A 19,893-nucleotide genomic window follows, 5' to 3' on the forward strand; every position below is an offset into this window, starting at 1 on the left:
GGCGTTGATGCCGGTGGAAGCGGCATTGGCGCGGTTGCTGGAAGTGGCCGAAGCTGCGCCGATTCGCGAGCGTGAGCATCTGCCATTGGCCGAGGTTGAAGGGCGGGTGCTGGCGAAGGATCTGATTGCTACGCTGGACCTGCCACCCTGGCCGAACAGTGCCATGGACGGTTACGCCCTGAACCTGGCGGACTGGAGTGGCGAGCCGATGTTCGTCAGCCAGAAAATCTTTGCCGGACAGGCGCCAGAACCATTGCAGCCCGGAACCTGCGCGCGAATCTTCACGGGGGCGCCGGTGCCTGCGGGTGCTGACTGCGTTGAAATGCAGGAAAACGTTCAGGTGCTGGCCGACGAGCGCGTGGTGTTTACTGAGCCGATGATCGTGGGGCAAAACATTCGCCCGCAGGGCCAGGAAACCACGGTTGGGGAATTGGTCTTGCCCGCAGGCACCCGACTGGGACCGATCGAGCAGGGTCTGGCCGCGTCCTTGGGCTGTGCCGCGCTGGATGTGGTGCGCAAGGTTCGCGTGGCTGTTCTGTCAACTGGCGATGAGTTGGTCGAGCCGGGTACAGCGCTGGGCCCGGGGCAGATTTACAACAGTAATCGCGTGTTGCTGTGCAGCTGGTTGCAGCGCCTGGGTTGTGAGGTGATCGATGCCGGGATTCTTCCGGATGATTTGCCGACCACCCGCGCAAAGCTTGGCGAATTGCAGGACGTCGACCTGATTCTGTCGACCGGTGGCGTGTCCGTGGGCGAGGCGGATTTTCTCGGCATCGCGCTCAGGGAAGAAGGTGAGCTGACCCTGTGGAAACTCGCGATCAAACCGGGCAAGCCACTGACTGTCGGCCATTTCCGTGGGGTTCCGGTCATCGGCCTGCCCGGCAATCCAGCGTCGACTCTGGTGACTTTTGCCCTGCTGACGCGGCCGTATCTGTTACGCCGCCAGGGCGTGCAGGATGTCGAGCCACTGAAGTTCGAGGTTCCGGCAGGGTTCGCTTGGCCCCAGGCCGGCAATCGCCGTGAATACTTGCGCGGACGTCTGGAACAGGGCAAGGCCACCATCTACCGGAACCAGAGTTCGGGCGTCCTGCGCAGTGCTGCGTGGGCAGACGGGTTAGTGGAAGTGCTTGAGGGGCGTACGTTGACCGCAGGGGATGAGGTGACTTTCATCCCGCTGACCGAGTTGCTGGGCTGACGCTGTACGTGAGTGTGCAGGCGCGGCTCGCCACAGCCATCGCCTGCACTCATGCATTCAACGGGCCAGCAGTGCAACCAATTGGTCGAATCGACTGTTGGCCACCCAGCCTACCAGACCCATTACCACAGCAGCCGCACCAGCCGAATAGGCGAGGCGATGCTTGATGGCTTTTACATCGCCCCGCACCTCGTCCATGTCCCGACGGATGTACTTCAGATGGGTTTCCAGTTCGGTAACGCGAGGTTCCATTCCGGTATCTCCAGCGTTTTTGGCAGTACCTTTGAATTCGCTTTGATGATTGGCGCGACTATCGGCAAGTGGGATAAATGCACTTGCGGTTGCTTTGGTTTCATGACTTGGCATGGACGTCTCCATGCAATGCTATTGATGCCGGTTGGCTACCGCCGTTTTTCGAACAGTCGAAAGTACTAAGAGTGTATCCATTCATTACATGCACATCCTTGTGTGGTCGGGTTGGAAATTGATACCGCCGAGCCACGTTGAAGCAAACACTGCACCCGGTCAATTGAGCCAATTCCTGTTATTTCGTAAGAAAAGATACCGTCCTGTAGGACGAGCCGCCCGGAAATCAGAATTAAATGTTATTCGTGCGACTTTTTTGCGTGTCTGAGTGGTCAAGATGTCCCGAACTGATTCAATTTTAGGAGCTACCTTGATGAGTGAACGCAGGGCATTGTTAATTCTGCATGGCAAGCAGGCACTCAACGAGGCGGTGCGTGCTGCCGTCGAAAGCAAGCGTGAACAAGGTTGGGAGCTCGCAGTGCGGGTGACTTGGGAGGCCGGTGATGCGCAACGTCTGGTAGAGGAGGCGCTGGCAGCGGGATACACGAAAATTATCGCCGGCGGTGGTGATGGGACATTGCGCGATATCGCCGAAGCCTTGGCCGCGCACCCGGACAAAGCCAGTCTGGTGTTGTTACCACTGGGCACGGCCAACGACTTTTCCCGCGCTGCCGGCATCCCTCTTGAACCCGAAGAGGCTCTCGATTTGCTGGACGCGCCACCTCGCAAAATCGACCTGGGTGAAGTCGGCGGGCAGATTTTCCTGAACATGGCCACCGGCGGATTTGGCAGTCAGGTCACCGCCAATACTTCCGAAGATCTGAAAAAGGTGCTCGGTGGCGCAGCCTATCTGTTCACCGGGTTATCACGCTTCAGTGAATTGCATGCTGCTTACGGAGAATTGCAGGGGCCGGATTTTCATTGGAGTGGGGAGATGCTGGCGCTGGGTATCGGCAACGGTCGGCAGGCGGGCGGCGGTCACGTGCTATGCCCCGAGGCATTGGCCGATGACGGATTGCTGGATGTCAGCATTTTGCCAGCGCCACAGGAATTGGTCGGCACGCTGAAAACCTTGCTCAGCGATGGTTTCGGTCTGGACAACATGTTCGTGCGAGCGCGGTTGCCGTGGGTTGAGATCAAGGCTGCGGAGGGCCTTTACATCAATCTCGACGGCGAACCGCTGGAAGGCGAGAACATGCGTTTTACTGCGCGCCCGGCGGCGCTGCAGGTGCACTTGCCGCAAGACTCGCCGTTGTTGAGTTCAGCGCAGGCGATCAGTCATCAAGGCTGATGATCTGCTCACGTACGGCAAATAGAACGAGGCCCGCCACGTCGTAGATCTGCAGACGCTTCATGATCTGCGAGCGGTGGGTTTCGACAGTCTTGATACTGAGGCCGAGGCCGTTGGCGATTTCGCGGGTGGATTTTCCGCGTACGATCAGACGCAGGATTTCCAGCTGGCGCGCCGTCAGGTTGTGCGATTCGGCGACTTCCGGCTGATGCTTCTGATTGCGGGTCAATGCCTGGTTGATCACCGTGTGAGCGATGGCCGGACTCAGGTAGCGTTCATTATTGCGCAGGGCTTCCAGTGCATGCTCGAGCTCGGTGGCGGTGGTGTCCTTGAGCAGATAGCCATGCGCACCGGATTCGAGTGCCTGCATGATCAGCGCAGGGTCGGTGTGCATCGACAGAATCAGCACCTTGCTCTGCGGGCGCACGCGTCGCAGTCGTTGCAAGGCTTCAAGGCCGCCGGTTTCTCTCATCGAGATATCGAGCAAGACAATATCGGGATTCAGTTGCTCGACCATTTCGAGCAACTGCGAGCCATCGTTGGCCTCGCCGATTACCGCATAACCCGGAATATCCAGCACCAGAGCGCGTACGCCAGCCCTGATCAGCGAGTGGTCATCCACCAGAAGTAAGTTACAAGTCAACGCATAACCTTATTCGTACTGGCCCGCTCGAGTGCCCGCGGCGCCCAGGGGAAAAGTGCTTCGATTTGAGTGCCTTTGCCCGGTTCGCTCGTGACGTTCAGGGTGCCACCCAGTTGCTCGATCCGTTCGGCCATCCCGGCCATGCCACGTTGTCCTTCGCGACCGGGATCGGCGGCAGGCGCAAATCCCTGGCCGTCATCGCTGATCAGCAAGGTCAGACCCTTGGGCAGACGCTGGACCCGGATCAACAGATTGTTCGCCTGCGCATGGCGCAAGATATTGGTGACTGCCTCTTGAGCAATGCGAAACGCCGCAACCGCCATTTCTTCCGGCAATCCGTTCAGACGCTGCTGGCAGTCGAGGCTCCAGTGCAGCGAAGTGTTGGTCAATGTCTTGAGCAGGTGCGCACGCAGACTCGCCTCCAGCCCCAGACTGGTCAGCTGTCGCGGATTAAGAATGGCCGATACGTCGCGCACTTTATCCAGCGTTTCATCCAGCGTCGTACTCAGCAGTGCGCAGTGCTCCTGCAAGTCATCGGGCAAGCGGCGTTTGAGCCAGTCGCTTTGCAGTTTGGCGGCGGTCAGCAACTGGCCGATATCATCGTGCAACTCACGGCTGAGTCGATGACGCTCGTTTTCCTGGACTTCCAGTAAACGGTCGGCAAGTTCCTGCGGCTGGAATTTGATCGACTTGCGCGACAAGCGATGGTGGACGAAGACGCAAACGGCAGCGCTCACATTGAGCACCAGCAGACCGAACGACAGCGGAGCGGACAGGCCAAAGGTGAGCACGCTGCCGAGCGCTGAGCCGACGCACAGCAACAGCGTGAAGCGGCGTGCGTTTGCTCGCGAGGGCGGCCATGTGGTGATTGACTTGAGGCTGGCGTACATAGCGGATGGAGCCAATGAATGTTCGCTGCGGGTAGATCGTGCAGCGAGGCTGGCCGATCTCTGTCTGAAACTGCTGTTGTTCATGTGGCGCTTTCGAAGGGCTTTTTAACTGCCAATCGGCCGAAAACTTTTATGGAAAACATATCGCTGAAGTCACAGTGCCATTAACCGCGAGCAACTAACGGGCGGGATAATACCACTTAACATACCGCTGGTCGCGTTCGCGCTATATGTTCAAAGAGTCAGGAATGCCTCTGCATTGGACGTCGGTTCCATAATGGAAAGTTATTAGCCGGACTCTATAGATATCGACGCTGTACAAGTTGGGCTTGTTGTACACAGGAAAACCCTGACACCGGCGGAAGAGCTTCGCGCCGCTCAAGAGTGATATTTAATTTTTGATTGTCGCTGGCAGGCATGAAAGATGTATTTGCGACATCGCCAGCTCAAGCTATCTGCGCCGCGCTCCTAGCAGGAGACAAGCGACAGTGGTTTGGCGTGCATCGGCGGTTGGAACTGGCTCTGTCCTACCTGAAAGGCGAACGCTTCAATCAGGGAAGTCTGTTCGCTGTCATCCAGACTCAACTGACCGGTGCTCAGATCGACCAGTTCCAGTTGCCAGGCGATCAACGTGAAGCAGTCTTTCAGTGCCTCAAGCGCTTGGGCGTGCAGATCAACATGGTCTTGTGCCTGAGTGAGCAGCCCGTGCAGATGCAGCGAAAACCCGGAGACCGGCTCCAGCGCCAAGGCATCGGCCTTGCTCGCCAGTTTGAGCAGGGTACTGAGCATGCAATCGACGGCATCCTTGTCGTTACGGATCAGTTGCAAGTGGCTCAGGCACTCTTCGGACTTGGCCAGGAGCGTTTCAGCCTCGACGAGAAACTCGGCGAATTGCTGCGCCCACTCGTTACGGTCGTTCGGCATGCTTATCTCCACAACGTCATGTCTGATGGACGAATGTCGTGTGTGTCGACGATCATGAATCGTCGTGAGATCGCGCCCCACAGTGCCATGGCTCTGGCCGGGATTTTCGTGAGGGTGGATATCCACTGACCTGCGATCGCACACAAAAGCCTGACTCCGTTCATGCAATGAGAATGGCGTCACATTAATGGCTATTGGATATTGCGAACATCAGGTTGGGCCTGATGATTCCTAGGGGAAACCCTTAGGCGCGGGAACCTGTTGCGCAAACCGAGGTCGCGCTGGAGAGGAATGCAGCAGATGAATTCAGCGGCCTCAGTAAACCATGATGTTAATGTGACATCAATGCTTTGGCGTGGCATTTTGATAGCGCTTTTCGCGGCTATCAAGAATCGCGCGATACAGCCGATAAACCACCCAATAGTGAATTCATCAGTACAAGCCCAGGAGTCATTGATGGCCGGCATTCTCGACACGGTAGACCAACGCACGCAACTGGTGGGTGAGAATCGCCTGGAAATCCTCATGTTCCGCCTGGCCGGACGTCAGTTGTTCGCGATCAACGTGTTCAAGGTTCAGGAAGTCCTGCAACTGCCGAAGCTGACCCTGATGCCTCAGCGACACCCGTTCGTCTGCGGTGTGGTCAACCTGCGCGGGCAGACGCTGCCGGTGATCGACCTGTCGCAGGCGATCGGCATGCGCCCATTGGTGCCGAGCCCGACCAGTACAATCATCGTCACTGAGTACAACCGTTCGGTGCAGGCGTTCCTCGTCGGTGGTGTCGATCGCATCGTCAACATGAACTGGGAAGCCATCCTGCCGCCGCCGACTAGTGCCGGTCGCCAGCACTACCTCACGGCAATCAGCAAGGTCGACGATCAACTGGTGGAAATCATCGACGTCGAGAAAGTCCTCGCCGAAATCGTCCCGTACAACGCCAAGGTATCGCGCGAGAAACTCGAAGACCCGGTACTCGAACGCGCCGCTGGCCGCGAAGTGCTGCTGGTGGACGACTCGAAAGTGGCACTGTCGCAGTTGCGCGACACCCTCGGCCAGTTGGGCGTGAAGATGCACATCGCCAGCGACGGTTTGAAAGCCCTGAACATGCTCAAGGCGTGGGCCGATACCGGCGTGAACATGACCGAAAAACTGCTGATGATCTTCACCGACGCCGAAATGCCGGAAATGGACGGCTATCGCCTGACCACCGAAATTCGCAACGATCCGCGTCTGCGCAGTTTGTACGTGGTGCTGCACACCTCGCTGTCCGGCAGTTTCAACGATTCGATGGTGAAGAAGGTCGGTTGCGACAACTTCCTCTCCAAGTTCCAGCCGGACAAGCTGGTCGACGTGGTGCGCCAGCGCCTGATGCTCGACGAAGTACCGGCCTGACACACCGGATGAGGCTGATCTCGCGTCAGCCTTTGATTCGCCGCTCAGCTCGTATAGGGTGGCGTTTTTGCCCATCAGGGAGCTGGCCATGCTGCGTCTGAGTGCGCTTTATCGTTACCCGTTGAAATCCGCCAAGGGCGAGACTCTGCAAGAGATCGCTCTGGACAAGCTCGGGCTGGCTGGCGACCGACGCTGGATGCTGGTGGACGAGGCCAGCGGGCGCTTCCTGACCCAGCGTGCCGTGGCGCAGTTGAGTCAGTTGTCGGCGTTGTGGAATGCCACCGGTGGCCTGACCCTGGCTGCACCCGGCCATTCGCCGATCAATATCGACTTGCCCGGCGCCAACGCCGAGCTTCGTGGCGTGACGATCTGGCGTGACACTCTGCGCGTGCCGGATGCCGGCAATGAGGCTGCGCAATGGCTCAGCGAGTTCATCGGCAAACCGACGCGACTGGTGCAAGTGCCGCTGGATCGCGCCCGAAGCACGCAATCCGGTTACGGCAGAGATGACGACCAAGTGGCATTCGCCGACGGTTTCCCGCTGCTGTTGATTGGCGAAGCGTCGTTGCAGGATCTGTCGCAGAAAGTCGGACGTCCGCTGGAAATGCTGCGTTTCCGGCCGAATCTGGTGATCGAAGGCAGCGAGGCTTATGCCGAGGACAGCTGGAAACGCATCCGTATCGGCGATGTCGAGTTCCGCGTGGTCAAGCCCTGCTCGCGGTGCATCCTGACCACCATCGACCCGCAGAGCGGCGAGCGCAGTGCTGATCGCGAACCGCTGGCGACCTTGCAGAAATACCGCTCCGAGGCGGATGGCGCGATGTTTGGGCAGAACCTGGTCAACGACAGCGATGGTCGACTTGAAGTCGGCATGCCGGTGGAAATTCTCGAATAACCCGGCGCCACAACGAAAAATGCCCGTGTCCAACGACACGGGCATTTTTCATGGCTGTGAATACCTGCGGGTTTAGCCGCGGTATTCGCACAGGTAAGCGGTATCAACCGCGACTTTCAGCTGGAACTTGCTGTCGGCCGGTACGTTGAACTGGCTGCCGGCGGCGAAGGTTTCCCAGTCGCTGCTGTCTGGCAGTTTTACAGTCAGTGCGCCGGAAACCACGTGCATGATTTCACGCTGGCTGGTGCCGAATTCGTATTCGCCCGGGGCCATGACGCCGATGGTCGCCGGACCTTCAGCAGTGCCAAAGGCGATCGACTTGACGGTGCCGTCGAAGTACTCGTTGACTTTAAACATGGGCGATTCCTCTCGAAAAGGGCATAAAAGGGCTGAAAATGGCCGGCCAGTATGCACAAGGCTCTCGGCGTCGTCATCTGTCTAAAGTGGCAAGACCAGCGGCAGTAATCGCGCGGTGTTGCGCGCATCTTCCAGCGCGCGATGCTGCTGACCGCTGAATTGCATGCCGGCCAGTTGCAGCGCGCCGTTGAGTCCTAGCGGACGCTCGAGGCGCCGGGCCTTGGCAAAGCGCTGTTTGAGGTTCATGTGCGGCACGCGACCCAGCGCGCTGTCGATTTGCAGCCGTTGCCATTCCTGAAGTAATTGCTTGCGGTCGTAATCGCCCCAGCTGACCCAGCCTTCAAGACGGGTCTGATGCTGGCCGAGCCAGCGCTCGAACGCCGGCCACACCTCTTCCAACGGCTGTGCTGCGTCGATATTTGCCTGAGTGATGTGCGTCAGCTCGCGACAGAACGGCGTCAGCAACGGCCGCCGCGTCGGTTTCACAAAACGCTGGAAGTGATCCTGCTCGCGGCCGGCGCGATCCACCAGGGTCGCACCGATCTCGATGATTTCCATCTCCGTAACCGGCCAGCCACCGTCATCGGTGGTGGCTTCCAAATCTATGACCAGCCAATGGGGCATCGCAGGGTTCCTGATTTACGCGTTCTGATGTTCAGAGCGTAGTCAAACCTTGCGGATGCGCCCGGTGACTCACTCGACCTGCAACAGAACCTGACGATTTTTTACCTGATCGCCGACTTTCACCTGCACCCGTTTGAGCACGCCGTCGATGCCGGCCTTGAGCGGGTGCTCCATTTTCATTGCCTCCAGCACCACCAGCAACTGTCCTTTGCTGACTGGGCTGCCTTCGCTGACCAACACATCAATGATCGCGCCGTCCATCGGTGCCTTGAGGGTGCCGGAACTGACGCTGGTCTGACTGTCGATTACCGCGTGAGTTCGATCCTCCAGGCGCAGGCTGCCGGGGTGGGTGAACAGCCAGAGCTGGTCGGCTTCGAGTCGATAGGCGTGGCGTTGGCGCAGGCCGTTGATCTCCAGGGTTACGGCGCGGTCGCTGTGTTCAATAAGCTTCACGGTGCAGCTATGTTCAGCAACCTGTACGGAAAAGGTGTCATTCGCAGCAGCGCGTAATTGCACATGCCAATCCTGCCCCTCCAGACCGAGGCGGTAATCCAGCGGCACACTGGCGTTGTTGCGCCAGCCGACCAGTGGCGCGCGATGTCGTTGCGCCGAGAATTGATAGAACAGCAGCGCCGCGATGGCCAGTTGTTCGGTACTCGGAACATGCTTTTGCAGACACGAGTGATCGGCAAACTGCTGCGCAATAAACGCCGTGCTGAATTCGCCAGCAATGAATTGCGGATGCTGCAACAGTTCGACCAGCAGCCGCTGATTGGTCTGCACGCCAAGCAACACGCTGTCCTGCACCGCACGCAGCAATTTGCGCCGCGCCTCTTCGCGGGTAGTGCCATGGGCGATCAGTTTGCCGAGCATCGGGTCGTAGAACGGGCTGACGGTCTGACCTTCGAGCAAGCCGTGATCAATCCGCGTGCCTGCCTGCAGCGCCGGCTCCCACGCTTCGATGCGCCCGGTCTGCGGCAGAAAACCTTGCGCCGGGTCTTCGGCGTATAGCCGTACTTCCATCGCATGTCCGTGCAGTTGCACTTGATCCTGGGTCAGCGGCAACGGCTGACCTTCGGCGACCAGCAACTGCCAGGCGACCAGATCCAGACCGGTGATTAACTCGGTCACCGGATGCTCGACTTGCAGCCGGGTGTTCATCTCCAGAAAGTAGAACTGGCCACGCGCATCGAGCAGAAACTCCACGGTGCCGGCGCCGACATAGTTAACCGCGCGCCCGGCCTTGAGCGCCGCTTGGCCCATCGCCTGACGCAGCTCGGCGGTCAGCACCGGGCAGGGCGCTTCTTCGATGACTTTCTGATGGCGGCGCTGGATCGAGCAGTCGCGCTCGCCAAGGTAAATCAGGTTGCCGTGTTGATCGCCGAACAGCTGCACTTCGACGTGGCGCGGTTCGATCAGCGCTTGTTCGAGGATCAGTTCATCGCTGCCGAAGCCGTTCAATGCCTCCGAGCGCGCCGTGCGCAACTGCGCTGGCAGATCATCGCCGCTGTGCAGCAGACGCATGCCGCGACCACCGCCGCCAGCACTGGCCTTGATCATCAGCGGATAACCGATGCGCTCGGCTTCGCGCAGCAACGTTGCGTCATCTTGCTCGGCGCCTTGATAGCCAGCGATGCACGGCACTCCGGCAGCGAGCATGGCAATTTTCGAGCGGCGTTTGCTGCCCATGAGTTCGATGGCCTCGACGCTGGGGCCGATGAAGGTCAGGCCGGCCTGCTCGCAGGCGCGGGCGAATTCGGCGTTTTCCGAGAGGAAGCCGTAGCCGGGATGAATCGCGTCGGCGCCGCTGCGCCGGGCGGCGTCGAGGATTGCCGGGATGTTCAGGTAAGACTGTTGCACGGGCGCCGGGCCGATGTTGACGGCTTGATCGGCGATTTGTACATGCAGGGCATCGGTGTCGGCGTCGCTGAATACCACGACGGTGCGGTAACCCAAGGCTTGCGCGGTGCGCTGGATGCGGCAGGCGATTTCACCGCGGTTGGCGATCAGGATTTTCTGGATAGCGGGCATGGTGGGGTTCCTGAAGATTTGCGCTGAAAGTGGCGGCCTCATCGCGGGCAAGCCCGCTCCCACAGGGGTCAGGTGGCCCACCGTGGTTTACGCTTTTGCATAAAGGCCATCGTGCCTTCAATTCCCTCGGCGCCAGTCACTGCCGCGCTGAACCACTGCGCCGCTTCATCGAGCAATGCACTCGACGGCTGACCGGCACTGGCCAGCAGCAGTTTTTTGGTCGCGGCATTCGCCTCGGGCGCGCAACACAAAACATGCGCCAACACCTCATCCAGCCGTTCCGCCAATGCTTGCGGATCATGCTCGACAAAGTGCACCAGCCCCATGCGCTTGGCCTGTGTGCCGTCGAAGCGCGCGGCAGTCAGCGCCAGTCTGCGGGTTTCAGTCAGGCCGATGCGTTGCACCACAAACGGCGCGATCTGCGCCGGTAACAATCCGAGACTGGTTTCCGGCAGGCCGAACTGCGCCTGGTGATCGGCAATCGCAATATCGCTGACACACACCAGACCGAATCCACCGCCCAGCACTGCGCCTTGCAGCACGGTGATCAGCACTTGCGGCGCGTGCTGCGCTTCTTCGAGCAAAGCGCCAAAAGCACGGTTCAAGTCACGGTAAGCTTCGCAACCTTGGGCGCGGGCGTTGGCCATGTCCTTGATGTCGCCGCCAGCGCAGAAATGCCCGCCGGCACCGCTGATCACCAACGCGCGAACGCTGCGATCATCACGCACCGCCGCCAGCACCGCGCGCAATTCGGCAACCATTTGCAGGCTCATCGCATTGCGGCTGTCGGGGCGATTGAGGGTTATATGCAGCACACCGTTATGGGCCTCAAGTAACAGCGTCTGGCAATCGGGCAGGACGCTCATTTCTTTTTCCCCGGCAGAATGCCCATCAGTTTGCAGATGATCCCGAGCATGATTTCGTCGGCGCCGCCGCCAATCGACACCAGTCGCACGTCGCGATAAGCGCGGGCCACCGGGTTGTCCCACATGAAGCCCATGCCGCCCCAGTATTGCAAGCAACTGTCACTGACTTCCCGGCCAAGCCGCCCGGCCTTGAGCTTGGCCATGGACGCCAGTCGAGTCACGTCCTGGCCTTTCACATATTGCTCGGTGGCCTGATACACCAGTGCGCGCAGGCATTCGATTTCGGTCTGCAATTCGGCCAGGCGGAAGTGGATCACCTGATTGTCAATCAGTGCGTTGCCGAAGGTTTTGCGTTCCTTGCAGTATTCGATGGTGCTGTCGACGCAGTATTCCAGGCCCTTGATCATGTTCGCCGCGCCGAACAGCCGCTCTTCCTGAAATTGCAGCATCTGCATCATGAAACCCGCGCCTTCGTGGCCGATGCGATTGCGCTGCGGCACCCGCACATTGTCGAAAAACACCTGAGCGGTTTCCGAGCTGCGCATGCCGAGTTTGTCCAGATGCGAACTGAGGCTGATCCCCGGTGTGTTCATCGGCACCATGATCAGCGACTTGTTAATGTGCGGCTTGTCGTCCGAGGTGTTGGCCAGCAGGCAGATGAAATCGGCACTTGGCGAGTTGGTGATCCACATCTTGCTGCCGTTGATCAGGTAATCGTCGCCGTCCTTGCGCGCCGTGGTTTTGAGCCCAGCGACATCGGAGCCGGCGCCGACTTCCGAGACGCCGATACACCCGACCTGCTCGCCACTGATCGCCGGCCGCAGAAATTCTTCGCGCAATTCATCCGAGCCGAAACGCGCGAGAGCCGGGGTACACATGTCGGTCTGCACACCGATCGACATCGGAATACCGCCGCAATGAATGGTGCCGAACTCTTCGGCGGCGACAATCGAATAACTGTAATCGAGGCCCATGCCGCCGAATTTTTCCGGTTTGGAAATTCCCAGCAGGCCGAGGTCGCCAGCCTTGCGGAAGATCTCGTGAATCGGAAAACGCCCGGCCTTTTCCCATTCGTCGACGTGCGGATTGATCTCGTGTTCGACGAATTGGCGGACAGTGCGGCGCAGTGCTTCGTGTTCCTGGGTGAAGATCATTTTTATTGTTCTCCTGAAATCGAGGCGTTAGAAGCGACTGACGCCGAAGCTGTTGGGCGAAAGATTGCGCACGTCGGCTTCGTGACAGATGTCCAGCAGGTAACCGAGCAGGGTGCGCGTATCGCGTGGATCGATCAGGCCGTCATCCCACAGGTTGGCGCTGCCGTAGAGCGCGGTGGACTGGCTGTCGAGTTTCTGTGCGGTGACCTGTTCGAGCATGTCGAGCATTTTCGGATCAGGCACCAGACCGTCCTTGAGCTGTTTGGCTTCGGTAACGATGCGCAGCACCTTGCCCGCCTGGGCGCCGCCCATTACTGCCGTGCGGCTGTTGGGCCAGGCGAAGATGAAACGCGGATCGAGACCGCGCCCGCACATCGCATAGTTGCCGGCGCCATAGGAACCGCCGACCACAATCGTCAGTTTCGGCACCCGCGCATTGGCCACTGCTTGAATAAGTTTCGAGCCGTGTTTAATCACGCCGTTTTGTTCTGACTCGGTGCCGACCATGAAACCGGTGGTGTTATGAAAAAACAGCAGCGGCGTCTGGCTCTGGTCGCAGAGCTGAATGAATTGCGCAGCCTTGCTCGCACCGTTGGGCGTGATCGGGCCGTTGTTGCCGATGAAGCCGCAAGCACGGCCGTGGATTTTCAGGTGGCCGCAAATGGTCTGCTGATCGAACTCGCCCTTGAACTCAAGGAAGCGCGATTCATCAGCAATGCGCGCAATGATCTCGCGCACGTCGTAGGGCTTTTTCGCATCGTCCGGGATCAGGCCGAGCAGTTCTTCGATGGGGTACAGCGGCTCTTTGTATTGCGGCTCGGGTAGCCACGGCAGTTGCTCGTTCCAGTTCAGCAGGCTGACGATCTCGCGCACCTGACGCACGCCATCGGCATCGTTTTCGGCGAGGTATTCGGCGGTGCCGGCAACTTGCGCATGCATCTCGGCGCCGCCCAGTTCTTCGTCAGTCGCGACCTCGCCGGTCGCCGCTTTGAGCAATGGCGGGCCGGCGAGAAACAGCTTGGCCTTGCCGCGCACCACCACCACGTAATCCGACAGCCCCGGCTGATACGCTCCACCTGCCGTGGCCGAGCCGTGCACAACCGTAATCTGCGGCAAACCCATGGCCGACATCCGCGCCTGGTTGGCGAAACTGCGCGCGCCTTCGACGAAAATCTCCGCCGCGTAATTCAGGTTGGCGCCGCCGCTTTCGGCGAGGGTGATCACCGGCAATTTGTTGTCTTGCGCGATCTGTTGCAGGCGCAGGGATTTTTTCAGGCCAGAAGGCGAAATGGTCCCGCCCTTGATTGCGCTGTTGTTCGCCACCACCAACGCGCGCACGCCGGACACATAACCGATGCCGGCGATCAGACCGCCTCCAGCCGAGCTGCCGTCCTTGTCGTCGTGCAATTTGTAGCCGGCGAGGCTGGCCAGTTCGAGGAACGGCGAACCGGGGTCGAGCAACAAATTCAGGCGCTCACGCGGCAGCAATTGGCCGCGCTTGTCGAATTTCGGTTTAGCCTCGGCGGCTTTGTTCAACAGGTTCTGTTCGAGTTGCTGCACATGCTCGATAGCCGCGAGCATCGCCGCGCGATTGCGAGCAAAGCTTTCGCTGTGCGGGTCGAGTTCGGACTGGATCTGCGCCATGACTTATTCCTTGTCCTTGAGCACATCTGGCAAATACGCGCGGTGAAAACCGTTGAACGATTCGCTGTGCGTGGCTTGGTGCAACGGCCAGGCGCGACCGCCCAGACTCGCCGCGCCATCGATGCGCAGCGTGCTGCCACTGACGAACGCCGCTGCCGGACTGAGCAGAAACACAATCGCTGCACTGACTTCCGATTCGGTGCCGATGCGTTTCAACGGCACGTGTTCACGCAAGGTCGGGATCACTGCTTTGAACGCGCCTTCATAGGTGTCCATGCCGCTGGAAGCGATCCAGCCCGGCGCCACGGCGTTGACTCGCACCCCGGCGTAACCCCATTCGAACGCGGCAGTCTTGGTGAAGTTGTCCATGCCCGAACGCGCCGCACCGGAGTGGCCCATGCCGGGCATGCCGCCCCACATGTCGGCGAGCATGTTGACGATGTTGCCACCGTGTTTGCTCATCGACTGGTTGAACACTTCGCGCGCCATCAGAAAACCGCCGACCAGATTGGTGCGCAGCACGGTTTCGAAGCCTTTCTGATTGATCGAGGCCAGTGGCGACGGGTACTGGCCGCCGGCATTGTTGACCAGTCCGTGGATCGGTCCGTGTTCGCGAATCAGTTCGCTGACCAGTGCCTTGACCGCTTCTTCATCGCGGATATCGCAGGCCTTCCAGTGCGCGAGGCCGCCGTCCTCGGCAATTTCCGCGGCGACGCATTGCAGCTTTTCCGCTTTGCGTCCGACCAAAATCACCGTGGCGCCGAGGGCCGCGAGTTCATGTGCGGTACAGCGGCCGATGCCGCTGCCGCCACCGGTGACAATAATGGTCTGTCCGCTGAACAGATCAGCCCGGAAAATCGACTCGTAAGCCATGACGAAAATCCTCTAGTCGAGCTGTTCGGCGATGCTCTGCGGCACCGGGATCTGGATTTCCAGCAGTTGCTGGGCGAATGCCTTGCCCTGCGGATCGATGCGCAGACTCGCCACGCCACCGCCGCCGAGAGCGTTTTCCAGCAGGAAGTTCAGACTGTTCGTCCCCGGCAGATACCAGCGTTCGACACGGCCATGAATCGGATCGAGCACATGGCTCATCCACTCGACAATCACCTCCGGCCTCAGCGCTTCGGCGATCCACGGCAGGTATTCCGGACGGCGCGGCATCACGCCAATGTTGCTGTGGTTGCCCTTGTCGCCGGAGCGCGCCACGGCCAGTTTCACCAGCGCCACACTGGCGTCGGCGCGTCCCTCGGGTTTGGGCGGTTCGTGGGAGATCGGCAGCTCTGCGCTGTCCAGCGCGGTGAGGACGGGCAGGGTGCCGGGATGACGCTCCCCGGCAACGTCGATTTGCAGCGTGCAGGCACTTTTGTCGATCAGGAATGAGAACAGGCGTATCAGGGGATACACCGTCGGCCGTCCGCCGACGATCCCGGTCAGCCCCGGCGCCATACCAGTCGCGGCCTGGGCGATTTCCCGCGAGAACAGCACCAGCGCCTGTTTATTCGGATGGCGCACCGCCAGTTTGATCACCACTTCACGGCTGTCGCGACGCTGGCCGTGGGGGCCGTAAGTGGCTTCGCTGCCGAGCAATTCGACATGGGTTTCGCTGTAGGGCGCCCAGCCGCGCTGGCTGAACATCTCTGCGGTCTTGTCGATGATCGCCTGACTGACGCGGCGCGCCTTGTCCACCGCATCAATGCCGGCGATCAGGCAACTGGCGGTGCAGCGGAAGCCGTCGAGATACGTCGCACTGACCTTGTATTTGTCGCTGGGTGGCAGGCCTTTGGCACCGTGCACCTGCACCGCATTTTTGCCTTGCTGCTGCAGTTTGACCTGACTGAAATCGCAGACCACGTCGGGCAGCAGATAGGCCTGCGGATCGCCGATTTCATAGAGCATCTGTTCGCCAACGGTCAGCGGCGTGACCAGTCCGCCGGAGCCTTCGGGTTTGCTGACGATGAACTGGCCGTCGTTGCTGACCTCGACGATTGGAAAGCCGATGTGCTCGTAGTCCGGCACCTCACGCCAATCGGTGAAGTTGCCGCCAGTGCACTGCGCGCCACATTCAATGATGTGCCCGGCCAGCGCTGCTTGCGCGAGTTTGTCGTAGTCCTGCCACGACCAGCCGAACTCATGCACCAGTGCCGCGCTCACCACCGCGCTGTCGACCACGCGCCCGGTGATCACGATGTCGGCGCCCAGGCGCAGCGCTTCAACGATGCCCGGCGCGCCGAGATAGGCGTTGGTCGAGATGCACATCGGCGGCAGCGGTGCGCCGCTGAACATTTCGGTGATGCCTTGGGCTTGCAGCTGGTTGAACTGCGGTTGCAGGTCATCACCGAGCAGCACGGCGATTTTCAGCGCGACGCCGGCCTTGTCGCACGCCGCTTGCAACGCGGCGGCGCAGGCTTGCGGGTTGATCCCGCCGGCATTGCTGATCACGCGGATTTTTTGTTCCGTAAGTTGCGGCAGCAGCGGGGCGAGGACTTCGATGAAGTCGCTGGCGAAACCGGCTTGCGGATCTTTCAGGCGTGCGCCGGCCATGATCGACATGGTGATCTCGGCCAGGTAGTCGAACACCAGATAGTCCAGTTGCCCACCTTCCACCAACTGCGCGGCGGCGGTCGAGGTGTCGCCCCAGAACGCGCTGGCACAACCGATGCGGATTGTTGTTGGCATTGTTGTCTCCGACTCAGAAACCTGCGACAGAAGTGCGACGAGGCTACCAAGCAAGCGCTTGGTTTGTAAACAGCTGAAATTATCTTCTGCCCAAGCGCTTGCTTGGTCGCGGCCGGCGGCTTAAATTGCCCGCGCCAGCCTGTGGTTTCGAGGCGGCAGCCGACTGATCGACTGTAGGAGAGAACGGGTGGACGAGCAAAAAGCCCTGCGGGTAATGCGCGAACTGGTGGACGCTGGCCAGTTGACCGACCCGGACAGCGCGCGCGGCAAATTGCTGCAAGTCGCGGCCCACCTGTTCCGCAACAAAGGCTATGAACGCACCACCGTGCGCGATCTGGCCGGTGCCGTGGGCATTCAGTCGGGAAGCATTTTTCATCACTTCAAAAGCAAGGACGAAATCCTCCGTGCGGTGATGGAAGAAACCATCCGCTACAACACTGCACTGATGCGTGCGGCACTCGCCGACGCCGGCAGCGTGCGCGAACGGGTGCTGGCGCTGATCCGCTGTGAATTGCAGTCGATCATGGGGGGCAGCGGCGAAGCCATGGCCGTGCTGGTCTACGAATGGCGTTCGCTGTCCGAAGAAGGGCAGGCCCAGGTGCTGGCGTTGCGCGACATTTATGAGGACCTGTGGCTGCAAGTGCTCGGCGAGGCCAAGGCCGCCGGGTTCATCCGTGGCGATGTGTTCGTAACCCGACGCTTTCTAACCGGGGCGTTGTCGTGGACCACCACTTGGTTCCGCGCGGGCGGCAGTTTGAGCCTCGATCAGCTGGCCGATGAGGCGTTGATTCTGGTACTCGAGGAGCGTTAGACGCTTTCTATCGTGCGGCGAAACTGGCTAACTGGGCGAAACCGCCTAGCTTGAGTAGATTGATCGGTATTTTTTCGGGGAGTGGGGTGTTTTGAAGTCTTCGCCAATTCGGACAGCCGCGGGGCTGATGCTCGCAGCGCTGGCTGCAATATGGGTACAGCCCGCTCCAGCGGCGCAAGTTGTCCGGGTGGGCGCTGCGCATTTTCCGCCGTACACCATTCGCCCGGAAAACGGCGCCGACACCGGTCTGTTGCCGGAGCTGGTCGCCGCGTTGAACGACCTGCAGAGCGACTATCGTTTCGAGCTGGTGCCAACCTCTATTCCGCGCCGCTTCGGTGACTTCAAGGATGGTCGTACCGACATGGCGATCTTCGAAAATCCCGAATGGGGCTGGAAAGACATTCCCCACACCACCGTCGATATGGGCCTGGAAGACGCGGAAATCTTTGTCGCGCAGAACCAGCCTGGTCGGCAGCAAGCCTACTTCGCCGACCTCAAGGGCAAACGCCTGGCGCTTTACAGCGGTTATCACTATGAGTTCGCCAACTTCAAGGCCGACCCCAAATATCTCGCCGAAACCTACAGCGCGACGCTGACCTATTCTCACGACAGCAACCTGCTGATGGTGCTGCGCGGTCGCGCCGACATTGCGCTGGTGACACGTTCATATCTGTTCGATTACCTGCTGCGTAACGAAAAGGTGCGCGACGAATTGCTGGTGTCGCAGCGCATCGATCAGATCTATCACCACTACGCGATTCTGCGTCCGGCCGCGCCGATCACCGGCGAGGCGTTTGGCGCGATGCTCAAACGCCTGCGCGACAACGGCCAGATGTTGAAGATTTTTGATCCGTACAAGATTGCCGTGGTGCCGGTGCCCGGCAATTGAACGACGGATTTACCCGGGCACCCTAAATTTTGCCCTGCGGATCACGTCACATCGTTGAACTGTCGACGATTATCGTGAGCCCGACCCATGTCCAATCTGAATGACCTGACTGTCCTGGCCCTGCCTTCGGGCAGTCAACTGCAAGCCGATGCCACCGAGAGCCGTCTGAGCCTGAGCCTGGACGGGCAACCGTTGATCCGCCTGCGCCTTGATCGTGAGGCGCAAGGGCCGATCCAGATTGACGAACGCTATGCACTGCCGCCAGGCCAGGCGCTGTGGGCGGCGTGTTATTGGTTGTTCAGCCGCGATCCGGCGCGTCAGCAATTGGTCTGGCAGCTCGATCAGCCGCCGACCGAAGCCTTGCTCAGCGGCTTGCTGGTGAGCACGGAGGTGGCTGGCGAATACCGTTGCGAGCGCACGCTGTTCTGGCAATTGCCCCAGCCATGGCTCGGCACTTCGTTGACTGGCAGTTATCCGCAGCAGATGGTCATCAGCAATGGCAAACGCCATCCATTGCGCCCGGTCAAACCGCGCGGTGAGGTTTATCGGCGTTTCGATTCGCGTCTTGGTGCGTGGATTTCCTTGCGCACGGTAGAGATCGAAGAAGATCTGCCGCGCTTCAACCGCTGGCAGAACAGCCCGCGCGTCGCCAGTTTCTGGCAGGAAGAAGGCAGCATCGAAAAGCATCGCGAGTATCTGAGCAAGCTCGAGGCTGACCCGCACACACTGACGTTGATCGGCTGTTTCGACGATCAGCCGTTTGCCTATTTCGAAGCCTATTGGGCCAAGGAAGATCGCATCGCGCCGTTCTACGATGCCGACAATTACGACCGTGGCATCCACATGCTGGTGGGGGAGGAGAGCCATCGTGGCCCGCACAAGGTTGCGAGCTGGCTGTCGGCGCTGGTGCATTATCTGTTTCTGGACGATCCGCGCACGCAACGTGTGGTCGCAGAGCCGCGTGCCGATAACGCGAAGATGATCGGCCACATGCACAACCAGTGTTTCCACTGCGAAAAAGAATTCGACTTCCCGCACAAACGCGCGGCGCTGATGATGCTCGGGCGTGAACGTTTTTTTGATCGGTGCACGTTGGGTTGATGATCAGGCCTCAAGATCTCTGGGATCTTGGGGCCGCCATCGCCAGCAGGCTGGCTTCCACATTGGTTATGCGTACACGGAACTATGTGGGAGATTCTATGGTTGAGGGGAAGCCCTCAACCGACTTTCGGTTGGTATTCGTCCTCCCCCTTCAACAGTGCAAATACCACTCGGGCAAGCTTGCGGGCCAGGATCACCAGGGCC

At 59.9% G+C, this 19,893-nt stretch carries 18 protein-coding genes and 2 pseudogenes; 7 read left to right on the top strand and 13 right to left on the bottom strand.

The genetic code is table 11. The features are described 5' to 3' along the window. Positions 1-7: 7 nt before the first annotated feature. Entirely contained in the window at positions 8-1,195 is a 1,188-nt protein-coding gene (gene glp, locus ACP7BN_RS08760; protein WP_426203300.1) for a gephyrin-like molybdotransferase Glp, read from the top strand. Positions 1,196-1,252: 57 nt separating this feature from the next. Here glp and ACP7BN_RS08765 read toward each other — a convergent pair whose 3' ends face one another. Then, a complete protein-coding gene (locus ACP7BN_RS08765) occupies positions 1,253-1,561 on the bottom strand; it encodes a hypothetical protein (protein WP_426203255.1) in 309 nt (102 codons plus the stop codon). Positions 1,562-1,874: 313 nt separating this feature from the next. On the opposite strand from ACP7BN_RS08765, the gene yegS reads away from it, so the two are divergent. Beyond that, complete coding sequence (gene yegS, locus ACP7BN_RS08770; protein WP_426203257.1) at positions 1,875-2,792, top strand: lipid kinase YegS; 918 nt, start codon at positions 1,875-1,877, stop codon at positions 2,790-2,792. On the opposite strand, the gene ACP7BN_RS08775 is transcribed toward yegS, so the two are convergent. The 3 genes from ACP7BN_RS08775 to ACP7BN_RS08785 all read right to left on the bottom strand — a co-directional run bounded on the left by ACP7BN_RS08775 (position 2,776) and on the right by ACP7BN_RS08785 (position 5,249). Beyond that, positions 2,776-3,435, bottom strand: a complete 660-nt coding sequence (locus ACP7BN_RS08775; RefSeq protein WP_420650507.1) for a response regulator — start codon at positions 3,433-3,435, stop codon at positions 2,776-2,778. The genes yegS and ACP7BN_RS08775 overlap by 17 nt on opposite strands. Next, a complete protein-coding gene (locus ACP7BN_RS08780; protein ID WP_420650552.1) occupies positions 3,432-4,325 on the bottom strand; it encodes a sensor histidine kinase in 894 nt (297 codons plus the stop codon). Before ACP7BN_RS08780 ends, ACP7BN_RS08775 begins: the two co-directional genes overlap by 4 nt. Positions 4,326-4,793: 468 nt before the next feature. Further along, positions 4,794-5,249 (bottom strand): hypothetical protein, encoded by a 456-nt coding sequence (locus ACP7BN_RS08785; protein ID WP_426203261.1) that lies wholly within the window; start codon positions 5,247-5,249, stop codon positions 4,794-4,796. 456 nt (positions 5,250-5,705) lie between these two features. On the opposite strand from ACP7BN_RS08785, the gene ACP7BN_RS08790 reads away from it, so the two are divergent. Further along, positions 5,706-6,641: a chemotaxis protein CheV gene (locus ACP7BN_RS08790; RefSeq protein WP_420650509.1), complete on the top strand. Its 936-nt coding sequence runs from the start codon at positions 5,706-5,708 to the stop codon at positions 6,639-6,641. 88 nt (positions 6,642-6,729) lie between these two features. Next, on the top strand, positions 6,730-7,536 hold the full coding sequence (locus ACP7BN_RS08795; RefSeq protein ID WP_426203264.1) for an MOSC domain-containing protein: 807 nt from the start codon (positions 6,730-6,732) through the stop codon (positions 7,534-7,536). Positions 7,537-7,608: 72 nt separating this feature from the next. Here ACP7BN_RS08795 and ACP7BN_RS08800 read toward each other — a convergent pair whose 3' ends face one another. The 9 genes and pseudogenes from ACP7BN_RS08800 to ACP7BN_RS08840 form a co-directional block, all read right to left on the bottom strand. Next, the gene (locus tag ACP7BN_RS08800; RefSeq protein ID WP_249482929.1) at positions 7,609-7,893 is read right to left on the bottom strand and encodes a pyrimidine/purine nucleoside phosphorylase; all 285 of its coding nucleotides are present in this window, start codon (positions 7,891-7,893) and stop codon (positions 7,609-7,611) included. A gap of 81 nt (positions 7,894-7,974) precedes the next feature. Continuing rightward, entirely contained in the window at positions 7,975-8,517 is a 543-nt protein-coding gene (locus ACP7BN_RS08805) for an exonuclease domain-containing protein (protein WP_420650511.1), read from the bottom strand. 69 nt (positions 8,518-8,586) lie between these two features. Continuing rightward, positions 8,587-8,946 (bottom strand): annotated as a pseudogene (locus tag ACP7BN_RS08810) (acetyl-CoA carboxylase biotin carboxyl carrier protein subunit); the annotation flags it as partial. A gap of 134 nt (positions 8,947-9,080) precedes the next feature. Then, positions 9,081-10,548, bottom strand: a pseudogene (locus ACP7BN_RS08815) (acetyl-CoA carboxylase biotin carboxylase subunit); the annotation flags it as partial. Positions 10,549-10,616: 68 nt separating this feature from the next. Next, positions 10,617-11,414, bottom strand: coding sequence for an enoyl-CoA hydratase/isomerase family protein (locus ACP7BN_RS08820; protein WP_426203267.1), 798 nt, complete (start codon positions 11,412-11,414; stop codon positions 10,617-10,619). Beyond that, positions 11,411-12,568 carry a citronellyl-CoA dehydrogenase gene (gene atuD / locus ACP7BN_RS08825; RefSeq protein ID WP_426203269.1) on the bottom strand — a complete coding sequence of 386 codons (1,158 nt, stop codon included), beginning with the start codon at positions 12,566-12,568 and terminating at the stop codon, positions 11,411-11,413. Before atuD ends, ACP7BN_RS08820 begins: the two co-directional genes overlap by 4 nt. A 27-nt stretch (positions 12,569-12,595) precedes the next feature. Then, positions 12,596-14,212, bottom strand: coding sequence for a geranyl-CoA carboxylase subunit beta (atuC, locus tag ACP7BN_RS08830; RefSeq protein ID WP_426203271.1), 1,617 nt, complete (start codon positions 14,210-14,212; stop codon positions 12,596-12,598). Positions 14,213-14,215: 3 nt separating this feature from the next. After that, positions 14,216-15,085 carry an SDR family oxidoreductase gene (locus tag ACP7BN_RS08835; protein ID WP_426203274.1) on the bottom strand — a complete coding sequence of 290 codons (870 nt, stop codon included), beginning with the start codon at positions 15,083-15,085 and terminating at the stop codon, positions 14,216-14,218. 12 nt (positions 15,086-15,097) lie between these two features. Beyond that, positions 15,098-16,888, bottom strand: coding sequence for an acyclic terpene utilization AtuA family protein (locus ACP7BN_RS08840; protein ID WP_426203277.1), 1,791 nt, complete (start codon positions 16,886-16,888; stop codon positions 15,098-15,100). Between the two features lie 187 nt (positions 16,889-17,075). On the opposite strand from ACP7BN_RS08840, the gene ACP7BN_RS08845 reads away from it, so the two are divergent. From ACP7BN_RS08845 to ACP7BN_RS08855, 3 genes are all read left to right on the top strand, one after another. Then, positions 17,076-17,699 carry a TetR/AcrR family transcriptional regulator gene (locus ACP7BN_RS08845; RefSeq protein ID WP_426203279.1) on the top strand — a complete coding sequence of 208 codons (624 nt, stop codon included), beginning with the start codon at positions 17,076-17,078 and terminating at the stop codon, positions 17,697-17,699. 91 nt (positions 17,700-17,790) lie between these two features. Further along, positions 17,791-18,588 carry a substrate-binding periplasmic protein gene (locus tag ACP7BN_RS08850; RefSeq protein ID WP_426203282.1) on the top strand — a complete coding sequence of 266 codons (798 nt, stop codon included), beginning with the start codon at positions 17,791-17,793 and terminating at the stop codon, positions 18,586-18,588. A gap of 87 nt (positions 18,589-18,675) precedes the next feature. After that, on the top strand, positions 18,676-19,689 hold the full coding sequence (locus ACP7BN_RS08855) for a GNAT family N-acetyltransferase (RefSeq protein WP_426203284.1): 1,014 nt from the start codon (positions 18,676-18,678) through the stop codon (positions 19,687-19,689). Positions 19,690-19,893 lie beyond the last annotated feature (204 nt).

It is taken from the genome of Pseudomonas sp. TWP3-1 (genome assembly GCF_049896625.1).
Classification (GTDB): Bacteria; Pseudomonadota; Gammaproteobacteria; order Pseudomonadales; family Pseudomonadaceae; genus Aquipseudomonas.

Excerpts from the sequence above, each read along its gene's own strand:
- glp (WP_426203300.1), top strand. The coding sequence starts at position 8 with ATGCCGGTGGAAGCGGCATTGGCGCGGTTGCTGGAAGTGGCCGAAGCT.
- ACP7BN_RS08765 (WP_426203255.1), bottom strand. The coding sequence starts at position 1,561 with ATGCCAAGTCATGAAACCAAAGCAACCGCAAGTGCATTTATCCCACTT.
- yegS (WP_426203257.1), top strand. The coding sequence starts at position 1,875 with ATGAGTGAACGCAGGGCATTGTTAATTCTGCATGGCAAGCAGGCACTC.
- ACP7BN_RS08780 (WP_420650552.1), bottom strand. The coding sequence starts at position 4,325 with ATGTACGCCAGCCTCAAGTCAATCACCACATGGCCGCCCTCGCGAGCA.
- ACP7BN_RS08785 (WP_426203261.1), bottom strand. The coding sequence starts at position 5,249 with ATGCCGAACGACCGTAACGAGTGGGCGCAGCAATTCGCCGAGTTTCTC.
- ACP7BN_RS08790 (WP_420650509.1), top strand. The coding sequence starts at position 5,706 with ATGGCCGGCATTCTCGACACGGTAGACCAACGCACGCAACTGGTGGGT.
- ACP7BN_RS08795 (WP_426203264.1), top strand. The coding sequence starts at position 6,730 with ATGCTGCGTCTGAGTGCGCTTTATCGTTACCCGTTGAAATCCGCCAAG.
- ACP7BN_RS08800 (WP_249482929.1), bottom strand. The coding sequence starts at position 7,893 with ATGTTTAAAGTCAACGAGTACTTCGACGGCACCGTCAAGTCGATCGCC.
- ACP7BN_RS08805 (WP_420650511.1), bottom strand. The coding sequence starts at position 8,517 with ATGCCCCATTGGCTGGTCATAGATTTGGAAGCCACCACCGATGACGGT.
- ACP7BN_RS08820 (WP_426203267.1), bottom strand. The coding sequence starts at position 11,414 with ATGAGCGTCCTGCCCGATTGCCAGACGCTGTTACTTGAGGCCCATAAC.
- atuD (WP_426203269.1), bottom strand. The coding sequence starts at position 12,568 with ATGATCTTCACCCAGGAACACGAAGCACTGCGCCGCACTGTCCGCCAA.
- atuC (WP_426203271.1), bottom strand. The coding sequence starts at position 14,212 with ATGGCGCAGATCCAGTCCGAACTCGACCCGCACAGCGAAAGCTTTGCT.
- ACP7BN_RS08835 (WP_426203274.1), bottom strand. The coding sequence starts at position 15,085 with ATGGCTTACGAGTCGATTTTCCGGGCTGATCTGTTCAGCGGACAGACC.
- ACP7BN_RS08840 (WP_426203277.1), bottom strand. The coding sequence starts at position 16,888 with ATGCCAACAACAATCCGCATCGGTTGTGCCAGCGCGTTCTGGGGCGAC.
- ACP7BN_RS08855 (WP_426203284.1), top strand. The coding sequence starts at position 18,676 with ATGTCCAATCTGAATGACCTGACTGTCCTGGCCCTGCCTTCGGGCAGT.